This is a genomic window from Streptomyces carpinensis, from assembly GCF_002154505.1.
Taxonomy (GTDB): Bacteria; Actinomycetota; Actinomycetes; order Streptomycetales; family Streptomycetaceae; genus Streptomyces; species Streptomyces carpinensis.
In genome coordinates this window covers 1-15,633 of the sequence record NZ_MUBM01000415.1, presented here as the reverse complement: position 1 = coordinate 15,633, position 15,633 = coordinate 1, and the positions used below count along the sequence as shown (strand labels likewise).

The 15,633-nt window shown below is 72.3% G+C and carries 14 protein-coding genes; 9 read left to right on the top strand and 5 right to left on the bottom strand.

Annotation, left to right across the window (positions count from 1 at the left end; genetic code table 11):
* Positions 1-28 precede the first annotated feature (28 nt).
* Positions 29-1,072: a 2,3-diaminopropionate biosynthesis protein SbnA gene (gene sbnA / locus BZY54_RS41120; RefSeq protein ID WP_086730469.1), complete on the top strand. Its 1,044-nt coding sequence runs from the start codon at positions 29-31 to the stop codon at positions 1,070-1,072.
* A gap of 366 nt (positions 1,073-1,438) precedes the next feature.
* Here sbnA and BZY54_RS41115 read toward each other — a convergent pair whose 3' ends face one another.
* Positions 1,439-2,614 carry an FAD-dependent monooxygenase gene (locus tag BZY54_RS41115; RefSeq protein WP_086730468.1) on the bottom strand — a complete coding sequence of 392 codons (1,176 nt, stop codon included), beginning with the start codon at positions 2,612-2,614 and terminating at the stop codon, positions 1,439-1,441.
* Between the two features lie 101 nt (positions 2,615-2,715).
* Between BZY54_RS41115 and BZY54_RS41110 the strand changes: the two genes are divergently transcribed.
* The 5 genes from BZY54_RS41110 to BZY54_RS41090 all read left to right on the top strand — a co-directional run bounded on the left by BZY54_RS41110 (position 2,716) and on the right by BZY54_RS41090 (position 7,228).
* Positions 2,716-3,273 carry a TetR/AcrR family transcriptional regulator gene (locus tag BZY54_RS41110; RefSeq protein ID WP_086730467.1) on the top strand — a complete coding sequence of 186 codons (558 nt, stop codon included), beginning with the start codon at positions 2,716-2,718 and terminating at the stop codon, positions 3,271-3,273.
* A 225-nt stretch (positions 3,274-3,498) separates the two neighbouring features.
* Positions 3,499-4,572, top strand: coding sequence for a phosphotransferase family protein (locus BZY54_RS41105; protein WP_086730466.1), 1,074 nt, complete (start codon positions 3,499-3,501; stop codon positions 4,570-4,572).
* Between the two features lie 6 nt (positions 4,573-4,578).
* Entirely contained in the window at positions 4,579-5,793 is a 1,215-nt protein-coding gene (locus tag BZY54_RS41100; RefSeq protein WP_086730465.1) for an acyl-CoA dehydrogenase family protein, read from the top strand.
* A gap of 132 nt (positions 5,794-5,925) precedes the next feature.
* Positions 5,926-6,378: a YbhB/YbcL family Raf kinase inhibitor-like protein gene (locus tag BZY54_RS41095; RefSeq protein WP_086730464.1), complete on the top strand. Its 453-nt coding sequence runs from the start codon at positions 5,926-5,928 to the stop codon at positions 6,376-6,378.
* A gap of 184 nt (positions 6,379-6,562) precedes the next feature.
* Complete coding sequence (locus BZY54_RS41090) at positions 6,563-7,228, top strand: dienelactone hydrolase family protein (RefSeq protein ID WP_167414155.1); 666 nt, start codon at positions 6,563-6,565, stop codon at positions 7,226-7,228.
* Between the two features lie 52 nt (positions 7,229-7,280).
* On the opposite strand, the gene BZY54_RS41085 is transcribed toward BZY54_RS41090, so the two are convergent.
* Positions 7,281-7,538, bottom strand: coding sequence for a DUF6343 family protein (locus BZY54_RS41085; protein ID WP_341868733.1), 258 nt, complete (start codon positions 7,536-7,538; stop codon positions 7,281-7,283).
* Positions 7,539-7,849: 311 nt separating this feature from the next.
* Between BZY54_RS41085 and BZY54_RS41080 the strand changes: the two genes are divergently transcribed.
* Positions 7,850-9,829 (top strand): aconitate hydratase, encoded by a 1,980-nt coding sequence (locus tag BZY54_RS41080; RefSeq protein WP_086730462.1) that lies wholly within the window; start codon positions 7,850-7,852, stop codon positions 9,827-9,829.
* 14 nt (positions 9,830-9,843) lie between these two features.
* Positions 9,844-10,710 (top strand): universal stress protein, encoded by an 867-nt coding sequence (locus BZY54_RS41075; protein ID WP_086730461.1) that lies wholly within the window; start codon positions 9,844-9,846, stop codon positions 10,708-10,710.
* A gap of 41 nt (positions 10,711-10,751) precedes the next feature.
* Here the strand turns inward: BZY54_RS41075 and BZY54_RS49915 are convergent, their stop codons facing one another.
* On the bottom strand, positions 10,752-11,459 hold the full coding sequence (locus BZY54_RS49915; RefSeq protein ID WP_107419953.1) for a CBS domain-containing protein: 708 nt from the start codon (positions 11,457-11,459) through the stop codon (positions 10,752-10,754).
* A 225-nt stretch (positions 11,460-11,684) separates the two neighbouring features.
* On the opposite strand from BZY54_RS49915, the gene BZY54_RS41065 reads away from it, so the two are divergent.
* The gene (locus BZY54_RS41065) at positions 11,685-12,065 is read left to right on the top strand and encodes a DUF2267 domain-containing protein (protein WP_086730460.1); all 381 of its coding nucleotides are present in this window, start codon (positions 11,685-11,687) and stop codon (positions 12,063-12,065) included.
* A 31-nt stretch (positions 12,066-12,096) separates the two neighbouring features.
* Here the strand turns inward: BZY54_RS41065 and BZY54_RS41060 are convergent, their stop codons facing one another.
* Together BZY54_RS41060 and BZY54_RS41055 are read right to left on the bottom strand one after the other, a co-directional pair.
* Positions 12,097-13,593, bottom strand: coding sequence for an MFS transporter (locus tag BZY54_RS41060; RefSeq protein WP_244217587.1), 1,497 nt, complete (start codon positions 13,591-13,593; stop codon positions 12,097-12,099).
* 190 nt (positions 13,594-13,783) lie between these two features.
* On the bottom strand, positions 13,784-15,633 hold a 1,850-nt coding region (locus BZY54_RS41055), incomplete at its 5' end, for a glycosyl hydrolase family 28-related protein (protein WP_107419952.1).

Below are 15,633 nucleotides of genomic sequence, written 5' to 3'. Positions count from 1 at the left end.
TTCTCGGCCCAGGCACCAGGAGGCCAGCGTGCCCGTCATCTCCGCTCCCCACGCTTTCAACGAAGGCCAGCTCTACGTCGACCTGCAGCCGATCCTCGGGCGCTCGCTCTACCTGAAGTGCGAGGGCTTCAACTTCGCCGGTTCGATCAAGTTGAAGGCCGCGATCGAGATGGTGGAGACGGCGGAGCGGGAGGGACTGCTGTCGCAGGACTCGATCCTCATCGAGTCCTCCTCCGGCAACCTCGGGGTCGCGCTCAGTATGATCGCGGCCAGCAAGGGCTACCGGTTCCTCTGCGTCACGGACTCCCGCTGCAACCTGTCGACCAGACTGCTGATGGAGGCGCTGGGCAGCGAGGTCCAGGTCATCTCCGACCTGGACTCCAACGGGGGCTTCCTCGGCGCCCGGATCGACTACGTCCGCGCGCTGTGCGCCTCCGACGAGCGGTACGTGTGGCTGAGCCAGTACACCAATCCGGGCAACTGGCAGGCGCACTACCGCCGGACGGCGCCGGAGATCGCCCGCCAGTTCCCGCGGCTGGACGTGCTGTTCGTGGGGGCGGGCACCACGGGGACGCTGATGGGGTGCGCGCGCTACTTCCGCGAGTGGCAGCGGCCGGTGCGGATCGTCGCGGTGGACACCGTCGGCTCGGTGGCCTTCGGCGGTGAGCCGGGCCGACGGATGATTCCCGGCCTGGGCATGAGCATGCGCCCGCCGCTGCTGGACGAGTCCTTCGTCGACGAGGTCGTCCGGGTGGAGGAGGCGGACACCATCCGAGCCTGTCACCGGCTGGCCAGACGCGGATTCCTGTTCGGCGGCTCCACCGGCACGGTGGTCAGCGGCGCGATGGAGTGGCTGGCCGGGCACGAGAAGGACGACCTGACCGCGGTGGCCATCGCCCCGGACCTCGGCGAGCGCTACCTGGACACCATCTACCAGCGGACCTGGCTCGAGGACCTGTACGGCGACCAGGTCCTCGGCGTCGACCAGGATCTCGACTCCGAGGAGGTCGCCGCGGGCTCCCCCGGCGCCGAGCGGGTGTCCCGGACACCCGACCGGCACCGCGAGCCGTAGAGCGCCGGGCCGCCGCGGCCCGGAGGCCGCCACGGGCGGCGGCGCCCCAGTCGCCGGGGGCCCCTGGGGGCCGAGGTGCCGCCGCCGGGCGCGGCGCGGAGGAAGACCCCGGCCCGGACCCGCGCCCGACGCCCGCGCTTCGTGGCATCCCCGCCCGGACACCCGACCGGCACCGCGAGCCGTAGAGCGCCGGGCCGCCGCGGCCCGGAGGCCGCCTCGTGCGGCGGCGCCCCAGTCGCCGGGGGCCCCTGGGGGCCAAGGTGCCGCCGCCGGGCATGGCAAGGAGGAAGACCCCAGCCCGGACCGCGCCCGACGCCCGCCCTTCCGGTGCCCACGCTTCGGGGCCTTCCCGAAGCGCGGGCACGGTCAGGGCCGGCCCGGCGGCCTCCAGTCGGCGTGCCGGAGGATGGCCCGTACGGTCGCGCCGGACGGTGCGAGCCGCAGGGCCGTGTCACGGGCGGCCACGGCGAGGGGGTTGGTCAACTGCTGGCCCATGCGGCCGGCCTGACGGGCCGCGCGGGCGACGGACTGGCTGCGTGGACGGCGCTGCGCGTCGTAGCGGGCCAGGGCCGACTCGACCGTCGGGGCGGTGGCGAGCGCGGCGGCCAGCGTGGCCGCGTCCTCCAGGGCCTGGCAGGCACCCTGACCGAGGTTGGGCGTCATGGCGTGCGCGGCGTCCCCGAGAAGGACGATCCGGCCGGCGATGTAGGCGGGCAGCGGCGTCCTCAGTTCGTGGATGTCGTGGTGCAGGACGGCGTCGGGACGGGTGGCCTCCAGCAGAGCGGGAATCGGCGCGTGCCAGCGGGCGAACCGGCGCCGCATCGCGCCGAGGGGGTCGGCGAGGCGCAGGCCGGGCGGGGAGTTGAGCACGGCGTGCCACTCGGCCCGGCCGTCACGGAAGGCGATGTGGCCGAACTCCGCGCCCCGGCCCCAGGTGAGTTCGAAGTCGGTGCCCAGCTCGACGGGGTGCTCGGTGACGGCGCGCAGGACCGTCGAGCCGCTGTAGGCGGGGCCCGGGTGGTGGGGGAACAGCTGAGCGCGCAGCCCGCTGTTCACGCCGTCGGCGGCCACGACCAGGTCCGCGTCCAGGGTCTCGGCGTCGTCGGGGGTGCTTCCGACGACGGACACGCGCAGCGGGCCGGGGCCGGCCTGCGCGACGGACGCCACCTCCGTCCCGATGCGCAGGCACCCGGGCGGCAGCGCGGCGCGCAGCACGCGGTGCAGCTCGGCGCGGGGGATGCCGACGATCGGCGTCCCGAGCGCTCGTTCGAGGGCGGATCCGTCCATCCTGGCCAGCCATCCGCCGCCCGGAGCGCGGGTGCCTCCGGTGTACTGGGGCCGGGCGGCCGCGCGTACGGCGTCGCCGACACCGAGGGCGTCGAGCGCGCGCATGCCGTTGGCGTGCAGCGAGATGCCCGCGCCCACGTCGGCGAGCTCCCGGGCGCGTTCGAGGACCGTCACCTGCCGGCCGGCCTGCCGCAGACCGATCGCCGCGGCGAGCCCGCCGATGCCCCCGCCGACCACCACCGCGCTGTCTCCCATGTCCGTCCTCCCGACGCCCCGTGCGTACCCGGTTCTTCTACAGATGTAGAAGCACCGGGCCCAAGACTACCCACGGCCCTCTACAGGTGTAGAAATAGGGGGTGCCCAGGGACCGACGCGCCGTTCTCGCCGACGCCGCCATCGACGTACTCGCCCGCAGCGGGATGCGCGGGCTGACCCATCGCGCGGTGGACCGGGAGGCCACCGTGCCACCGGGTACGACCTCCGCCTACTTCCGCACGCGTCAGGCCCTGCTCACCGCCCTGGTGCGGCGCCTGGTCGCGCTCGACCAGGCGGAACTACAGGAGGCCGGGGAACGGACACCGGTGCCGCGCGACGCCGGCGAACTCGTGGCCGGGATCATCGCCCTCGCCGAGCGGCGGCTCACAGGCGACGGACGGCGACGCTCCCTGGCGCGTTACGCGTGCGCCATCGAGAGCGTGCACCATCCCGAACTGCGGGAGATCCTCACACCGCGCGAGAACGCGGGCCGGGACGTGGTGCGCGCCTTCCTGGCCGCGCAAGGCGTCGCCGACGCCGAGGAACGCACGGTCACCTTGCTGACCTGTGTGGACGGACTGGTCTTCGACCGCCTGGTGAACGGCGGAAGGGTGGCACCTGGGGACGTCCACGGGCTGGTGGCCGCCGCACTGCGCTGAGGCGGGCCGGCGCGGCCTCGACCTCGACCGCCACCCTTCGCCGGCACCCGGTTGGTCGGTCGATGAAGTCACGGAGCACGAAGGGGCGGGAAAGGGTGGCCTCCTACCACTCACCACCGGGGTCTGTGCGACATGACACACATGACAGGCGCCGGACTGGACGACATACCGACTAGTCAGGATGATGGTCGGGACCTGATGTCGTCTTGTTCCCAGGAGCGTTCGATGAGCCCTGACCATCCGCCCGGACTCGATCTCGACCGGCTGCGCGGTCTGCTCGACCGTGAGCGGCCCGGCCTGGTGCGCGGCCCCCTGACCGGCCGGCTGATCGAGGGCGGACGGTCGAACCTGACGTACGCGCTCTCGGACGGTGTCTCGAAGTGGGTCGTACGGCGGCCGCCGCTCGGACACGTGCTGGCCACCGCGCACGACATGAGGCGTGAGCACCGGGTGATCAGCGCCCTGCACCCCACCAGCGTGCCGGTGCCCCGCCCGGTGCTGCTGTGCGAGGACGAGGAGGTGCTGGGGGCGCCGTTCTACGTCATGGAGTTCGTCGAGGGCACCCCGTACCGCACCGCCGACCAACTCGCCCCGCTGGGTGAGGAGCGCACCCGTGACGTGGTGCTGTCGCTCGTCGACACCCTGGTGGAGCTGCACGCGGTGGACCCCGTCGCCGTGGGCCTCGGCGACTTCGGCCGGCCCGAGGGCTTCCTGGACCGGCAGCTGCGGCGCTGGGGCAAGCAGCTGGACGCCTCCCGCAACCGCGAGCTGAGCGGCATCGACGAGCTGCACGCCGCGCTGAGCCGCCGGCTGCCGGCCTCTCCCGCGCCCACAGTCGTGCACGGCGACTACCGTCTCGACAACGTCCTGATCGGCTTGGCGAGTGAGCCGGCGGGGCGAACCGAGCCGCTGGAGGGCACCGACGAGATCAAGGCGATCCTCGACTGGGAGATGTCCACCCTCGGCGACCCGCTCACCGACCTGGGCCTGCTCGTCATGTACAGCACCCCGCTGGGCATGCCCCACTCCCCGGTGTCCACCACCGCCGAGGCCCCCGGGCACCCCTCGCCCGCCGAACTGATCGAACGGTACGCCGCGCGCTCGGGGCGCGACGTCTGCGCCGTCGACTGGTACACCGCGTTCGCCTGGTTCAAGCTCGCCGTGATCCTGGAGGGCATCCACTACCGGTACACACTCGGGCAGACGGTCGGCCGCGGCTTCGACCGCATCGGCGACCTCGTTCCCGTCTTCATCCAGCACGGCCTGACCACTCTTCACGAAGGCCTTCAGGAGGACTGACCCGTCATGGACTTCGCGTTCGACGCCCGCACCGAGGAACTGCGCGCCCGGCTCCTCGCCTTCATGGACGAGTACGTCCACCCCGCCGAGCAGGTCGCGCACGAACAGCGCGCACGGCTCGCCTCGCCGTGGGAAAACCCCCCGGTGGTGGAGGAGCTGAAGGCCGAGGCCCGCCGGCAGGGCCTGTGGAACCTCTTCCTGCCCGACGCCGAGTACGGCGCCGGTCTGACCAACCTCCAGTACGCCCCGCTGGCCGAGATCACCGGCCGCTCCCCGCAGCTCGCGCCCACCGCCACCAACTGCGCGGCCCCCGACACCGGCAACATGGAGGTGCTGGCGCAGTTCGGCAACGAGCGGCAGAAGAAACAGTGGCTGGAGCCGCTGCTGGCGGGTGAGATCCGCTCGGCCTTCGCGATGACCGAGCCGGAGGTGGCCTCCTCGGACGCAACCAACATCACCACCCACATCGAGCGGGACGGCGATGAGTACGTCATCACCGGCCGCAAGTGGTACATCTCCGGCGCCATGCACCCGGACTGCAAGATCTTCATCGTGATGGGCAAGACGGATCCGGACGGCGCCGACATCCGCCGCCAGCAGTCGATGGTCCTGGTCCCGCGCGACACCCCCGGCGTCACCGTGACGCGGGCCATGCAGGTCTTCGGCTACGAGGACCACTACCACGGCGGCCACGCCGAGGTCGTCTTCGACCACGCCCGGGTGCCGGCCTCGAACCTGATCGGCGAGGAGGGCGGCGGCTTCGCCATCGCCCAGGCCCGCCTCGGCCCGGGCCGTATCCACCACTGCATGCGGCTCATCGGCATGGCGGAACGGGCTATAGAGCTGATGTGCCGGCGGGCCGTGTCGCGCACCGCCTTCGGCAAGGCGCTGGCACAGCAGGGAGTGATCCAGAACTGGATCGCGGACGCCCGGGTCCAGGTCGAGCAGCTGCGACTGCTGGTCCTGAAGACGGCCTGGCTGATGGACACCGTCGGCAACCGCGGTGCCCACACGGAGATCCAGGCCATCAAGATCGCCACTCCCCGCGCGGTGGTCGGCATCATCGACCGGGCGATCCAGCTGCACGGCGCGGGCGGCGTCAGCCAGGACTTCCCCCTGGCCGAGCTGTACGCCGGTGCGCGCACCCTGATGCTCGCGGACGGTCCGGACGAGGTCCACCAACGCTCACTGGCACGCCGCGAACTGAAGAAGTACCTGTGAGCCCCGGTGGTGAGGAGCCCCGCCCCTGCTCCTCACCACCGCGAACCACCACCACCGCGAACCACCGCCGTATGCCGTGCGTGAGGTGGCTCGAGCCGGGTAAGGACGCTCGCCGAGGGGCACCCGGCACGCATGGCTGGCATCGAACTCTCTAGCAGCGCTTTCAACGATCACTCCTTCATCGCGCGCCGGTACGCGTACGAGGGAGAGAGCGTCTCCCCACCCCTCACCTGGAGCGGCGCGCCGGACGACGCGGCCGAGCTCGTGCTGCTGTGCGAGGATCCCGACGCGCCCTCGGGCACGTTCGCCCACTGGGTCGTGGTCGGCATCGATCCACACAGCGAGGGCGTCTCCACCGGAGAGTGCCCGCCCGGCGGCACCGAACTGGTCAACAGCTACGGTGAACGGGGCTGGGGCGGACCCCATCCCCCGCCGGGCGACGAGGCGCACCACTACTTCTTCCGCCTGTACGCGCTCTCGGAGCCCTGTGTCCTCCCCGACGCGCCCAGCGCCGCCCAGGTGCACGAGGAGGTCGAGAAGCGGCAACTCGCCAGCGGCACCCTGGTCGGGCTCTACCAGCGCTGAACGGCCTCCGCGACCACGGGGCCAACCCGCTCACGGACTTCTCGGCCACGGGAACGGCTCACGCCCTCCCGGCCGATCCGATCCCGGACTTCGGAGCAAACAGGGGCAATCCGGTGCGTCCGGGGCGGGTACCCGGTCGAGCAGTGGAAGTGTTCTAAGCCGAGTGGCCTGGGAGTGATGACCCATGATGTCCGAGACGGTGTCGGTGCCTGCCGATCGCGTCACGCTTGACGGTGACCTGTCCGTTCCGGCGTCGGCCGAGGTGATGGCGGTGCTCCCGCACGGGGTCGACAGTTCCCGGCACAACCCGCACAGCCGGTCGATCGCCGCCCGCCTGCAGGCCTCCGGGATCGCCACCCTGCTGGTGGACCTGCTCAGCGAGCGGGAGGACCGCAGGGCCACGGAGAGCGGTGAGCAGCTCTTCGACACGGGGCTGCTGGCCCGCCGCCTGGTGGCCGCGGTCGACTGGGTCAAGATACAGCCCGACATCCGGGCACTGCCGGTCATCCTCTTCGGGGTCGGCACCCAGGCGGGCTCGGTGCTCGAAGCCGCGGCGGAGCTGCCGGACCGCGTGCTGACTGTGGTGTTGTGGGGCGGCCTGCCCGATCCGGGGACCGACACGATCAAGCGGGTACGTGTACCGGTGCTGTTCGTCGCCGGTGGGCGGGAACCGGGAGTGCTGAGGCTGACCGAGAGGGCGGCCCACCGACTGCACGTGCCCCACGCCGTCCGCGTGGTGCCCGGGGCCACGCATCTGTTCCAGGAACCGGATGTGCTCGACCAGCTGGTCGACATCGCCAAGGAGTGGTGCGCGGAGCGCCAGCGGTATGCGGAGACCGCCCGTTCGTGACCGCGGAGCCGCTCGTCCGTGACCGTGCCCGAGACGGACGGGCGGGTGACGATCAGGCCCCGCGTTCCCGCCGCAGTCGGCGCACCACCACCGTGAGATCGACCGCCGTCATGGCGGCGAGTACCACGCACACGGCACCGAGGGTGATGATGACGCCGCGGCCGGGGCTGCTGCCGGTGCTCCAGTTCGCCGCCCACAGTCCGAAGAACGCCGCCGCACCGCAGAAGACCGGCAGGAAGATCGCGGCCAGGAGGAGACGCAGGCCGAGCGGACTCTGGGCGGTTGCCGGCTCGGTACCGGTCCGCGGCACACGGCGTCCGATGGCACCCGAGCTGGCCCGCGTCACCGGTTCTCGCGTCCGGTGGCCGGGTGCCTCTGCCGCCCGTCGAGGGTTCTCAGCGCCTTCCGGCCGCCGGGGGCTTTCGTCGGTCATCGCATGCGCCCTTCAGACTTCACCTGCCTGCACCTGCTGCCGTTCCCGGCGCCGGGTACCCGTGCGGGATCACGGCCAACCGCGGTACGGCGGGCGCAGAGGGGTACGCGGGACAGGTCCGAGGAATCCGGAGAGCGCGAGCCACACCCGGCCCGCGTGGAACCAGCACCGGGGAGGGCGGTGACGCAATGGCCGGCGAGCGGCGTTCGAGCGGGACGGTGGCGCACCGGCTCATCGAGGACCACATGGTGGAGGGCCGTATGGCCGCCGGGGAGGAGATCGGCCTGCGGATCGACCAGACCCTCACCCAGGACGCCACCGGCACGCTGGTGATGCAGGAACTCGACGCTCTCGGCCCGCGGCGGGTGCGCACGGAACTGAGCGTGCAGTACGTCGACCACAACCTGCTCCAGGCCGACGAACGCAACGCGGAGGACCACGCCTTCCTGCGCTCGGCCGCCCGGCGCTACGGCATCTGGTACTCAAAGCCCGGCAACGGCGTCTCCCACCCGACCCACATGCAACGCTTCGGCGTCCCCGGCAAGAGCCTGGCCGGCTCCGACTCCCACACCTGCGCCGCGGGTTCGCTGGGCATGCTGGCCATCGGCGTCGGCGGCCTGGAGGTGGCCCTGGCCATGGCCGGAGAGCCGCTGTACGTGCGTATGCCGCAGATCTGGGGCATCCGGCTCACCGGCGCGCTGCCCGAGTGGGTCAGCGCCAAGGACGTGATCCTGGAGCTGCTGCGCCGGCACGGGGTGAAGGGCGCGGTGGGCCGCATCCTGGAGTACCACGGTCCGGGGCTGGACCGGCTGACCGCGATGGACCGGCACGTCATCGCGAACATGGGCGCCGAACTGGGCGCCACCACGTCGGTCTTCCCCGCCGACGACGCCGTACGCGGCTTTCTGCGGGCCGAGGGCCGGGAGCACGACTTCCGCGAGATCGCCGCCGAGCCGGACGCCCGCTACGACCTGGACGAGGACATCGATCTGTCCGGCCTTCAACCGCTGATCGCCAGGCCCACCTCACCGGGCAACGTGGTCGCCGTGCGCGAGGTGGCGGGCGAACCGATCGGGCAGGCCGTGATCGGCTCCTCCGCCAACCCCGGGCTGCGCGACTTCGCCGTCGCGGCCGCCATGGTCCGCGGCCGGCAGACCTCTCCGGCGGTGAGCTTCGACGTGAACCCGACCTCGCGGGAGATCCTCCAGGACCTCACCCGCTCGGGTGCCACCTTCGATCTGCTGGCCGCCGGCGCGCGCGTGCACCAGGCCGGCTGCCTGGGCTGCATCGGCATGGGCCAGGCCCCCGCCGCCGGCCGGAACTCGCTGCGCACCTTCCCCCGCAACTTCCCCGGCCGCTCCGGCACCGAGGAGGACGCGGTCTGGCTCTGCTCCCCCGAGACCGCGGCGGCCTCCGCGCTGACCGGCACCATCACCGACCCGCGCGACTGGGCCGCCGAACAGCACGTGCCGCACCCCGAGTTGGACCTGCCGGAACGGGCCACGGTGAACACCGCCATGCTCGAACCCCCGCTGCCTGCCGCCGAAGCCGTCCATGTGCCGCTGGAACGCGGCCCCAACATCTCCGCCCTGCCCGAACTGGATCCGCTGCCCGACACCATCGACGTCCCGGTTCTGCTGACGGCCGGCGACGACGTCTCCACGGACGAGATCTCGCCCGCCGGGGCCAAGGCGCTCCCCTACCGCTCCAACATCCCCAAGCTCTCCGAGTTCACCCTCACCCGGCTCGACACCGACTTTCCCCGACGCGCCGCCGAACTGCGGGAGAGCGGCGGACACGTGATCGTCGCGGGCGAGAACTGGGGACAGGGCTCCTCCCGTGAACACGCCGCGATCACCTTGCGCCATCTCGGACTGCGTGCGGTGATCGCGAAGTCCTACGCCCGCATCCACTGGCAGAACCTGGCCAACTTCGGTGTCCTGCCCCTGGAGTTCGACGACCCTGCGGACCACGCGCGCATCCGGCCCGGGGACCGGCTGCGCCTCGACGGGCTCCACGAGGCGCTCGCGCCGGAAGGCCCCTCGACCCTCACCGTCCACAACACCACCCGGGACGAGGACTACGGCCTCCACCACCGGCTCTCCGACCGGCAGCGCCGGGCAGTCCTCGCCGGCGGCGTCATCCCCGCCCTCGCCCGCTCCGTGTGAAGGAACGACCACCGATGACCGACGATCGCCATGGCAGAGTCCTCGTGGGAATCGACGACACGTCGCACTCCCGGCTCGCCTTGAACTGGGCCGCCGCCGAAGCCCAGGTGAACGGTATGGCGTTGCGCATCGTGCACTCCGTCGGCCCCGGCCCCGAGATCGGGTACGACGAGACCGGGGCGGGCCTGACGGAACAGGTCTTCCAGGCGGCCACCGGCATGCTGGAGGACTGCCGGGCGCTGGTCGGGGCCGACCACCCGAATCTGCCGGTCGACACCGCCCTCGTCCATGGGAACCCGGCGGAGGCCATCCTCGACTCGGCCGAGGACGCCGACATCGTGGTGCTCGGCACCCGCGGGCGTGGCGGCTTCGCCGAACTGCTCCTCGGATCGGTGAGCCTGAAGGTCGCCGCACACGCCGACCGTCCGGTGGTCGTCACCCGCGGAGACACGGAACGCGCCACCGGCGGCGACATCGTGGCCGGGATACGCGACGACCGGGACGAGCCGGCCGTACGGTTCGCCCTCGCCCAGGCCGACCGGCGTCGGGCCACCGTCCGCCTGGTCCACGCCTGGACGCCACTGCGCCATGCCGGACTCGTGGTGCCGCAGGTGGACGACGTGGACCGGGAGCAACGCGAACACGCCCAACTGCTGAACCGGGCCGCCCGGGTCGCCGGGGACTTTCCGCAGGTGCACGTGGCCACCGAGCTGGCCGTGGGTTCGCCCGCCTCCGCACTGGTCGAGGCATCCAGACGGGCCGGCCTCGTGGTGCTTCCGCGCCACCCGGCCGAGGGCGGGCTGGGGCTGCCCCTGGGCACGGTGACGCACGCCGTGCTGCACCACGCCGCCTGCCCGGTCGCGATCGTTCCCGTGCGGTAGTGGTGCCCTGTGCCCGTGGTGGTGGGAGGCGCCCGGGTCGTTCAGCCGGCCCCGACTTCCCCTCGCGCGACGAGGCGCTCGACGTCCTCGCGTTCCAGAAGGCCGAGGAGGTGCCCCTCCGGATCGGTGACAGGCACGGCCGCCGTCCCCGATCGCGCCATGCGCTCCAGCAGCGGGAGAAGCGGCCGATCGGCACGGACCGTCGCCGGACCGGACTGCAGGACGTCGTCCACGACTCCCCCGATTCGGGCGGCGGCGTCCTCGTGCCGGAGCAGGCCGATGACCACCTGGTCGGCGTCGGTCACCACGCCCACCCGCCGCCCGGTCTCGTCCAGCACGGCCAGGGCCTCGTCGAGCGTCTGGTCGACCGTGCAGACGGGCACGTCGCGGTCCGCGACATCCCCGGACAGCGGCGTGGAGGCGATCTCTCCCTCCCTGGGCAGCCCCGCCGCGAGCCAGTCCGCCTTGCCTGGCACGTAGTCGTACACCTGCCGGAAGCCGAGCTGTTGGAGCCGGGCGGCCGCCCGTGCGCTCAGGTCGCACAACTCGTCGGCGCAGTAGACGATCACGGGCCGGGCGGTGTCCAGCCGCTCCCGCGCCTGCCGGTCCAGGTCACGCAGCCCCATCTGCAACGCGCCCGGGAGGTGGACCTGCTCGTACCGCTCCCGGGGCAGCACCTCGACCAGCTGAGCCATCTCCTGCTCGACGAGTCGGAACACTTCCTGCCGGTCCATCAGTCGCGTCGGCATCGTTGCGCTCCCTCCGGACGTCCTCGTACTCCTCCGGGGCCGGTGCCGGTCGGCTACATCCATCCTCGCGCGCCGGGTACCCGACCGCGTGCGGCCCACACGGCGGCCCAGCGGCGTGGACCTCGGGTGCGCCGCACCGGCTTCGTGCGTGGCGGCGCCGTTTCCGGGCCTGGTCGCCGGGCACCCGGGCGGCGGTGGCGTGCGGATCGACGGCAGGAGGGCGCCGTGAAACTGGAGGAGTTCCTGAACGAGGTCCGCGACCGCGGGGAGTACCGCAGCCGGGACGAGGCCGAGCACGTCAGTACGGCCGTTCTGTGGGTGCTCGCCACCCGGATCACCTCTGAGGAGGCCGACCGTCTGGCGGCCCAGCTGCCCCCGCCCCTGAACGAGGCTCTGCACCTGGAGCGAGGCCACCCCGAGTCCTTCGGCTTCGAGGAGTTCCTCTGGCGCGTGGCCGAGCAGACCGGTGCCCGGCCGCGGACCGCCGAGTGGGACGCGTGCGCCGTCCTTTCCACCGTCGCCGACGCGGTCACCGGCGGACAGGTCGACCATCTGCTGGCCCAGCTGCCGACGCGCTGCACGGAGCTGTTCGGCCGGACCGTATGACTCTTCGGTGCCCCTACTCGTCCGCCCGGCGTCAGCCCGAGCCGGTATCGCGTGGCGAGTCCTGGCGCTCGGGCTCGGTGTCGGCTGAACCCTCTCGCTCCCCGCCGGGCGAGCGGTGGCGCCCGGCCCTGCGGAGCAGCGCTCCGGGCAGGAAAGCCAGCGCGAGGACGGCCGCGGCGACGTAGAAGAGCGCCGACCCCAGCGCGACGACGTGGAAACCGCGCATGAAGTGCGGACCGTTTCCGGGTTGTCCCGCGATCGCGCCGGCCACGGCGATGCCGATCGCGCCACCGGCCTGGCGTGCGGTGTTGTTGATGGCGGAGGCGAGACCGGCCCGGTCGTGGGGCACGGCGGCGATGGCCGCGGCCACGGCGGCGGGGGTCAGCAGGCCCAGCCCGATGCCCCAGAGCAGGAACGCGAGCAGCAGGGTGCCGTATCCGGACGACGGAGTCGCGAGCGTCAGCAGCGCCAGCCCGGCGGCCGCGACGAGCAGTCCGGCGGCGGTCGGCAGACGAGCCCCGATCCGGCTGGTGAGCCGCCCGCCGAACGGCGCGATCACGGCGAGCGGGGCGAACAGCGCAACGATCGCCAGACCCGCACCGAGCGGCTCCCGATGCTGAATCAACTGCAGGAACAGCATCAGGACGAACAGCGTGCCCAGGGTGCCCAGGTTCATCGTGCCGGCCGCGGTGTTCGCGACGTCGAAGCCCGCGCGCCCGAACAGCCTCAGCGGGAGCATCGCGTCGTCCCCGCGTCGCCGCTCCACCGCGATCAGCGCCAGCAGGGACACCACGGCCACCACCGCGGCCACGACGACCGCCTTCGACGCGGCGCCGGATCGTCCGCCCTCGATGAACGCGTACGTCGTCGCCAGCAGCAGCACTCCGCCCAGCAGCACTCCGGGCAGGTCCAGACGGCGGGCGTGCGGTGTCCTGCTCTCGGGGACGATCGCCCCGGCCCAGACCAGGGACAGCAGCACGATCGGCACATTGAGCAGGAAGATCGCACGCCAGCCGAAGCCGTCGACGAGCGCACCACCGAGCAGCGGGCCCGCGGGGAGGGCCAGGCTGCCGATTCCGGCCCACACCCCGATCGCCCTGGCCCGCCCGGCCTCGTCGGGGAACGCGTGGGTGATGATGGCCAGCGTGCCGGGCAGCAGCAGCGCCGCTCCGACACCCTGCACCACCCGCGCGGCGACCAGGACCGCGACGGCCGGGGCCAGACCGCAGGCCAGCGAGCCCACGCCGAAGACGACGAGGCCCGCCAGCACGATGCGTCTGTGGCCGTACAGGTCCCCCACCGTGCCGGCGGTCAGCATCAGCGAGGCCAGTGCCAGCGCGTAGCCGTCCACCACCCACTGCAGACCGCTCACACCGGCCCCCAGCGCGGAGCCGATCCCCGGCAGCGCGACGTTGACGATCGTGACGTCGAGCAGCACCAGGAAGTAGCCGACGCACATCACGACCAGCACCGAGCGCGGCGAACCGCCCCTGAAGGAACGGGGCGTCGCGCGCCGCGGTTTGGTCACACCAGTACCGGCCACCCCCGCCGCGTACCCCAACGCGCCGGATCCACGTCACGCGAACACCTCGGAGTCGCACAACTGCGCCGCGTTCCGGCCCGTGTTGGCGGTGACGGTTCACCCGCACATGACGCGCGGTCGCCCGGTCGAACCGGTTCGGCGCAGCGGGTGCACGTACCGGTGGCGGCGGCGCGCGTCACCACCGTGACGGCGGCGGGGGCACGACCACCGGCGGGTGGTCGTCGCACGTGATGGTGTTGGGCAGCAGCCAGGGGGCGAGCCAGCCGCCGTCGTTGCCGCCCCGGTCGTACAGGCTGAACTCCGAACCGCCGGCCGGGAAGTTGAACGACCCGCAGTTGTTCACGCCGACGGCGCCGACGCCGCGCGCGTCCACGTTCTCGAAGGTGGCCGATCCCCTCACCCGGGCGCTGACCACGGAGGTGCCCGTTCCGTCCACGCGGACGTCCTTGAAGTGGACGGCCCGGATGCCGTACTCGTCCTTCACCCCGAAGTCGCTGACCAGCATGATCGCGTTGTAGGTGCTGTCGAGGTAGTGATCACCGGTGACGTGCACGTCGGCGTCGATGCCGCCGTCGAGGGCGTAGAACCAGATGGCTCCCAGTCCGATCCTCCAGTTCGGGTCGAGGCCGCCGGACCGGACCGCGGTGTTGTCGGTGAAGCGGAGCGAGCCGGTGAAGGGCACGGCGCCGAACCGGGAGCCGGCGTGCAGCCCGCTGCCCTCGCGGACGGGATCGGCGACCAGGTTGCCGCTGACGGTGTTGTCCTTCCCGCCGTAGATCGCGACGGCGTTGGCGAGGCTCGGGGACTGGACCGTGTTGCGGGAGAACGTGTTGCCCGAGTCGGCGGTCCCGTCCGACCACATGGCCAGCCCGTCGTCCCCGGTGTTGCGGACGAAGTTGCCGTGGACGACGGAGCCGGTCACTCCGGTGTGGAAGTTGAGACCGTCGGCGATCTGGTCGGCGATGACGTTGCCGGTGACCCGGACGTTCGACATCGGGCCGTCGAACCACAGACCGACCTTGGTGTGGTGCAGGTACAGGCCGTCGATGCTGGAGTCGCTCATCGCGCCGCCGATGGCGTTGACCTGGTCGGTGTCGACCCGTTCCCGGACGTCGCCCTCGACGGCGAAGCCGGAGAGGTGCACGTCGTGGCTGCCGCCGTCCGCGGGACTGCGGCCGTAGAAGCCGACGCCGGTGTGGCGGGAGCCGTCGGACGCGGGCTGCTCCAGGGTGACCTGGTGCCCCTTCACGACGGTGTACCAGTTGCCCGCTCCCCTGATCGTGACGTCGTCGACGACGATGTGGCGGTCCACCCGGTAGGTGCCGGGCGGGAGGTAGACGTCCCGGCCGGTGCGCCGGGCGACCGAGACGGCGCGCTCGATGACGGGGGCGGCGTCCCGCCGGCCGGTGGGATCGGCGCCGAGGGCCAGGACGTCCACGGCACCGCGATCCCTGACGGGCGGTGCGACGAGCTGGGAGTCGAGCAGGTCCACGACCGTCCACGCGGCCCGGCTTCCGGGCGGCACGGTCAGACGGATCCGCTCACCGGCCCGGTGCGTTCGGCCCAGCAGGAGGCGCTGTTCGTCGTAGAAGTGGGACGGGCGGAACGGCTTGGGGAACTCGGGGGCCGGTGTGGTGGCGGACGGCACGCACGAGCACTCGGTGGTCCACCAGTCGGGGTGCAGCGGGCCGGCCTGGGGGTCGTTGCTGAACGGGTACTCGTTGTAGAGCCAGGAGTACGCGGAGGTGAGCGTCATGGTCGCGCGGTCCCGGCCGTCGACGGTCACGTCCAGCGGTGAGGTTATCCCGCCACCCGTGGGCGCGTCGGGAATGCTGTAGCGCACGGTGACGGCGTTGGCGGCGCGCGGGAGGACGAACTCGACGTACTGACCGGGTGTCAGCTGTACCGCCTTACGCCCCGACGCCTCCGAGGGGAGGGTGTAGGGCGTGCGGTCGGGACCGATGATCCGGCCGTCGGTGGCGGCGTTCTCCGCTTCCTGCTCGTCGAAGTCGACGTCCGCGCCGC

What these genes read in the sequence shown, in the direction of transcription:
- BZY54_RS41115 (WP_086730468.1), bottom strand. Translation starts at nt 2,614, where the DNA reads ATGGGAGACAGCGCGGTGGTGGTCGGCGGGGGCATCGGCGGGCTCGCC.
- BZY54_RS41105 (WP_086730466.1), top strand. Translation starts at nt 3,499, where the DNA reads ATGAGCCCTGACCATCCGCCCGGACTCGATCTCGACCGGCTGCGCGGT.
- BZY54_RS41100 (WP_086730465.1), top strand. Translation starts at nt 4,579, where the DNA reads ATGGACTTCGCGTTCGACGCCCGCACCGAGGAACTGCGCGCCCGGCTC.
- BZY54_RS41095 (WP_086730464.1), top strand. Translation starts at nt 5,926, where the DNA reads ATGGCTGGCATCGAACTCTCTAGCAGCGCTTTCAACGATCACTCCTTC.
- BZY54_RS41090 (WP_167414155.1), top strand. Translation starts at nt 6,563, where the DNA reads ATGATGTCCGAGACGGTGTCGGTGCCTGCCGATCGCGTCACGCTTGAC.
- BZY54_RS41080 (WP_086730462.1), top strand. Translation starts at nt 7,850, where the DNA reads ATGGCCGGCGAGCGGCGTTCGAGCGGGACGGTGGCGCACCGGCTCATC.
- BZY54_RS41075 (WP_086730461.1), top strand. Translation starts at nt 9,844, where the DNA reads ATGACCGACGATCGCCATGGCAGAGTCCTCGTGGGAATCGACGACACG.
- BZY54_RS49915 (WP_107419953.1), bottom strand. Translation starts at nt 11,459, where the DNA reads ATGCCGACGCGACTGATGGACCGGCAGGAAGTGTTCCGACTCGTCGAG.